The following is a 4,659-nucleotide window of genomic DNA, read 5'->3' as shown; positions in this document are numbered from 1 at the left end:
AGCCCGAGGCGCGGGAACAGCCGCCCGCCGCGATAGCCGAGCTGAAAATCCACCCCCTGCTCGCGCCCGCCTTCGAGTGACAGCGGCGTGTCGGCCGCATGTTTATACACGCCGCCGAATATTTCCCCGGCATGGGCCGGGGCGGCGGCGAGGCTCGCGAGGAGCGTCAGGGAGATCGCGAAGGAGCGGGCGTGGTTCATGGCAACTCCCTATGCCGACGGCGGATTTCACCAGTCTGAACGATTAGCCACCCGCCTGCCACACCTTGATCGCGCCAATCGGGTGCAGGAGCATGATGACGTTGAGCGTGAGGTTGTCGCGGATGACGAACAGCGGGATCAGTTCGAGCACGACGACGATTCCCACCGACGCCCATAAAGGCAGACGGCGGGCGAGGAGGAAACCGACGATCATCATGGCGATGTCGCTGGTCGAATTGAGCACGCTGTCGCCCGAATAGCCGACCGCGGCGGTGGCGCTGCGATAGCGGTCGATGATCCACGGCGAGTTTTCGGCGATCTCCCACGATGCCTCGATCAGGATCGCGATGCACAGCCGCCAGACGAAGGGCAGCCGCCGCGCGACAAGCCATAGCAGACCGAAGAAGAGGACGCCGTGGATGAAATGGCTGGCGCTGTACCAGTCGGCGAGCATCTGGCTCGTCTCGGGGCTGGCCGCGCTCGACACCCATAGCGTCACCCGCCCGCAAGTACAGATCGGCGGCCGCCCCATCGCGAGCAGGATGACAATCGCCAGGACGACGACGAGCAGGGGCGGAAGCCAGGAGCGAGTACGGGTCATGCGGCGGTCATAGGCGAAAATCCTTTCCAGACTATCGCCGTCCGCGCGGGGACGGGGATGACGCTTGCCAATCCGCCGCGCGCGGGCGACACGGCGGGCGATGCTGCGCCTGTTCGGCCCCCACTGCGACGGATCGCCGATCGAGGCCACCGCGACCGCGCGCATCCCCGACGACGTGACCTGGATCGACCTGCTCGAACCGACGCGCGAGGAAGAGCAGCTCGTCGAGGCGTTGATTGGCTCGAACGTGCCGACCCGCGCCGACCTGGCGGAAATCGAACCGTCGAGCCGCCTCTACCAGCGCGGCGGTTCGCTCTACATGACCGTCTCGACCCTCAGCGGGATCGACGAGGGTCATCCGTCCTCCTCGCCGATCGGCTTCATCCTGACGCCGGCGCATCTGGTGACGGTGCGCTATGCCGACCCGCGCCCGTTCCGCCTGCTGGCTGAACATTGGCAGCGCGAACCCGAACTGGCGAGGGACGCCGCCCACATGTTCGTCCGCCTGCTCGATGCGATCGTCGACCGGATCGCCGATGAAATCGAACGCGCCGCCGCCCAGATCGAGCGAATCTCGTGCCACATTTTCGCCGCCGACATCGACGAGCGGCGTATCCCGGCCAAGCTTCTGACCGCCCTGCTGGTGCAGATCGGGCGGGCCCAGTCGCTCGTTTCGCGCATCCGTGAAACGGCGGTCAGCACCAGCCGCCTGATCAACTTCCTGACTGCCACCGAGCGCATCAAGCAGATCGACGACGAGCGCGACCATGTCGCCAGCCAGGGGGCCGACATCAGCGCGCTGATCGATCATTCGAGCTACCTCGCCGAGCAACTGACCTTCATGCTCGACGCGTCACTGGGCCTGATCAGCATCGAGCAGAACGCGGCGATGAAGCTGTTCAGCTGGGCGGCGCTGGTGTTCTTGCCGCCGACGCTGGTGGCCGGCGTCTATGGCATGAACTTCGAGCACATGCCGGAGCTTAAATGGCTTTATGGCTATCCGATGGCGCTGACAATCATGTTGATCAGTGCGATCGGGCCTTTGATTTACCTCCGGCGACGCGGTTGGGTGTAGGTCGTTAGGCTGACGCAACCATCGCCGAAAGCGATGCGTTGCACGGCCATGGCATCCCCGTCCAAAAGTCGCTTCGTTCAGATTGGCGTCGCCATCTCGGCGTGGACCGCCGACCTGTTCGCCCACCCTTACATGCAGATCGGCGTCATCGCATTTTGCATCACCTGGTTTGCACTGGGGTTGCAGACCGATCTGCTGACCGCCGCTCTGTCTATCCTGGCCATCACCCTGACCCAAATGGTTCTCAACAGCCAGAAGGAGCGCGAGACCGATGACCGCCGCCGCGATATCGCGATGCACGCCAAGCTCGACGAACTGTTGATTGCGATGAAGGGTGCGCGCGACGAAATGGCCGGGATCGAGGAGCTCGACGAGGAGGAGATTGCCCAGTTGAAGGAGCAGGCTCAGGATCAGGCCGAAGCCCTCGCCGATGAGCTCGAAGAACGCGGCGATAGTCAGGAAGTCGACGTGCAATCCACCCGGTGAGTGGCGGTTCTGCGCTTCTCCTTTGCGCAATGGGACACAATTGCTAAGGCTCCTCCGCGCCCGCAATCCATTCTCAGGAAGCCACCATGATCCCGACCGGCCAAGATAGCCTCAACACCCGTTCCACCTTGGCCGTCGGCGGCAAGAGCTATGCTTATTACGATCTCGGCAAGGCCGGCGCGGCGCTGGGCGATGTGTCGCGCCTGCCCTATTCGATGAAGGTGCTGCTGGAGAATCTCCTGCGCTTCGAGGACGGTGTGACCGTCACCCGCGACGATTTGCAGGCGATGGTCGACTGGCAGAAGGAGCGGAAGATCAGCCGCGAGATCCAGTATCGTCCGGCGCGCGTGCTGATGCAGGATTTCACCGGCGTGCCCGCGGTGGTCGACCTGGCGGCGATGCGCGATGCGATGAAGCAGCTCGGCGGCGACCCGCAGAAGATTAACCCGCTGGTCCCGGTCCACCTCGTCATCGACCATAGCGTGATGGTCGACGAGTTCGGTACCCCGCAGGCGTTCGAGGATAATGTCGCGCTGGAATATCAGCGTAATGCCGAGCGCTACACCTTTCTCAAATGGGGCAGCCAGAGCTTCGCCAATTTCAAGGTCGTGCCGCCCGGCACCGGCATCTGCCACCAGGTCAATCTCGAGAACCTCGCCCAGACGGTGTGGACCGGCCCCGACCAGCATGGTGACGAGGTCGCCTATCCCGACACTTTGGTCGGCACCGACAGCCATACGACGATGGTCAATGGCCTCGGCGTACTCGGCTGGGGGGTCGGCGGGATCGAGGCCGAGGCGGCGATGCTCGGCCAGCCGGTGTCGATGCTGATCCCCGAAGTCGTCGGCTTCCGCCTGGCGGGCGCGCTTGGCGAGGGGATTACAGCGACCGACCTGGTCCTGACCGTCACCCAGATGCTGCGCGCCAAGGGCGTCGTCGGGCGGTTCGTCGAATTTTATGGCCCCGGCCTGGCCGCGCTGAGCCTGGCCGACCGTGCGACCATCGCCAACATGGCACCCGAATATGGCGCGACCTGCGGCTTCTTCCCGATCGACGACCGCACGATCGAATATCTCAAGCTGACCGGCCGCCCCGACGATCGCATTGCGCTGGTAGAGGCTTATGCGAAGGCACAGGGCATGTGGCGCGACGAACGCTCGCCCGATCCTTTGTTCACCGACACGCTCGAACTCGATCTCGCCGGAGTCCAGCCGTCGCTCGCCGGGCCGCGCCGCCCGCAGGACCGGGTCGTGCTGCCCGACGTCGACGACCGCTTCAACGAGGAACTGGAAGTCACCTACAAGAAGGCGAGCGATCCGCGCGTCGCGGTCGACGGGGCCGCACACGACCTCGGCAATGGCGACGTCGTCATCGCCGCCATCACCAGCTGCACCAACACCTCCAACCCGTCGGTGCTGGTCGCCGCCGGGCTCGTCGCGCGCAAGGCCCGCGCGCTCGGCCTGACGCGCAAGCCGTGGGTCAAGACCAGCCTCGCCCCGGGCAGCCAGGTGGTCACCGCCTATCTCAAGGAAAGCGGGCTGCAGGAGGATCTCGACGCGATCGGGTTCAATTTGGTGGGCTATGGCTGCACCACCTGCATCGGCAATTCGGGGCCGCTGCCCGAGCCGATCAGCAAGGCGATCAACGACCATGACCTGGTCGCGGTCAGCGTATTGTCGGGTAACCGCAATTTCGAAGGCCGCGTGTCGCCCGACTGCCGCGCCAACTATCTCGCCTCGCCGCCGCTGGTGGTCGCCTACTCGCTGCTCGGCACCGTCCGCGCCGACCTGTCGAGCGATTCGCTGGGCAAGGACAAGGCTGGCAACGACGTCTATTTGAAGGACATCTGGCCGACCAACGACGAGGTCCGCAGCCTGGTCGACGCCCATGTGCATTCGGCGATGTTCAAGGAGCGCTATGCCGACGTGTTCCGCGGCGACGCGCGGTGGCAGGGGATCGCGGTGACCGGCGGGGCAACCTACCAATGGCCAGCCGGATCGACCTACATCGCCAACCCGCCCTACTTCACCGGCATGACGATGACGCCCAGGCCGATCGAGGACATCGCCAAGGCCAAGGCGCTGGCGGTGTTCGGCGATTCGATCACCACCGATCACATCTCGCCGGCCGGATCGATCAAGGCCGACAGCCCGGCGGGTCGCTTCCTGCAGGATCATCAGGTCGCCCGCGCCGACTTCAACAGCTATGGCGCGCGGCGCGGCAACCATGACGTGATGATGCGCGGCACCTTCGCCAACATCCGCATCCGCAACCGCATGCTGACCGGCGTCGAAGGC

General features: G+C 64.9%; 5 protein-coding genes. 3 read left to right on the top strand and 2 right to left on the bottom strand.

Annotation, left to right across the window (positions count from 1 at the left end):
• Both RMN84_RS12220 and RMN84_RS12215 read right to left on the bottom strand, forming a co-directional pair.
• Positions 1 to 200 (bottom strand): hypothetical protein (locus tag RMN84_RS12220; RefSeq protein ID WP_309612440.1); only part of this gene is annotated, 200 nt, incomplete at its 3' end.
• A gap of 43 nt (positions 201 to 243) precedes the next feature.
• A complete protein-coding gene (locus RMN84_RS12215) occupies positions 244 to 801 on the bottom strand; it encodes a DUF2585 family protein (protein WP_309612439.1) in 558 nt (185 codons plus the stop codon).
• A gap of 64 nt (positions 802 to 865) precedes the next feature.
• Between RMN84_RS12215 and RMN84_RS12210 the strand changes: the two genes are divergently transcribed.
• The 3 genes from RMN84_RS12210 to acnA form a co-directional block, all read left to right on the top strand.
• A complete protein-coding gene (locus RMN84_RS12210; protein WP_309612438.1) occupies positions 866 to 1,876 on the top strand; it encodes a magnesium transporter CorA family protein in 1,011 nt (336 codons plus the stop codon).
• 48 nt (positions 1,877 to 1,924) lie between these two features.
• Complete coding sequence (locus RMN84_RS12205; RefSeq protein WP_309612437.1) at positions 1,925 to 2,362, top strand: low affinity iron permease family protein; 438 nt, start codon at positions 1,925 to 1,927, stop codon at positions 2,360 to 2,362.
• An 86-nt stretch (positions 2,363 to 2,448) separates the two neighbouring features.
• Positions 2,449 to 4,659, top strand: a 2,211-nt coding sequence (gene acnA / locus RMN84_RS12200; RefSeq protein ID WP_309612436.1) for an aconitate hydratase AcnA, incomplete at its 3' end; no start/stop codon positions are given.

Origin of the sequence: Sphingomonas sp. (assembly GCF_031380695.1) — a bacterium.
Classification (GTDB): Bacteria; Pseudomonadota; Alphaproteobacteria; order Sphingomonadales; family Sphingomonadaceae; genus Sphingomicrobium.
Note: the sequence above shows the minus strand (reverse complement) of the source record. Positions and strands in the feature narration are given on the sequence as shown.

What these genes read in the sequence shown, in the direction of transcription:
- RMN84_RS12205 (WP_309612437.1), top strand. Translation starts at nt 1,925, where the DNA reads ATGGCATCCCCGTCCAAAAGTCGCTTCGTTCAGATTGGCGTCGCCATC.
- RMN84_RS12215 (WP_309612439.1), bottom strand. Translation starts at nt 801, where the DNA reads ATGACCCGTACTCGCTCCTGGCTTCCGCCCCTGCTCGTCGTCGTCCTG.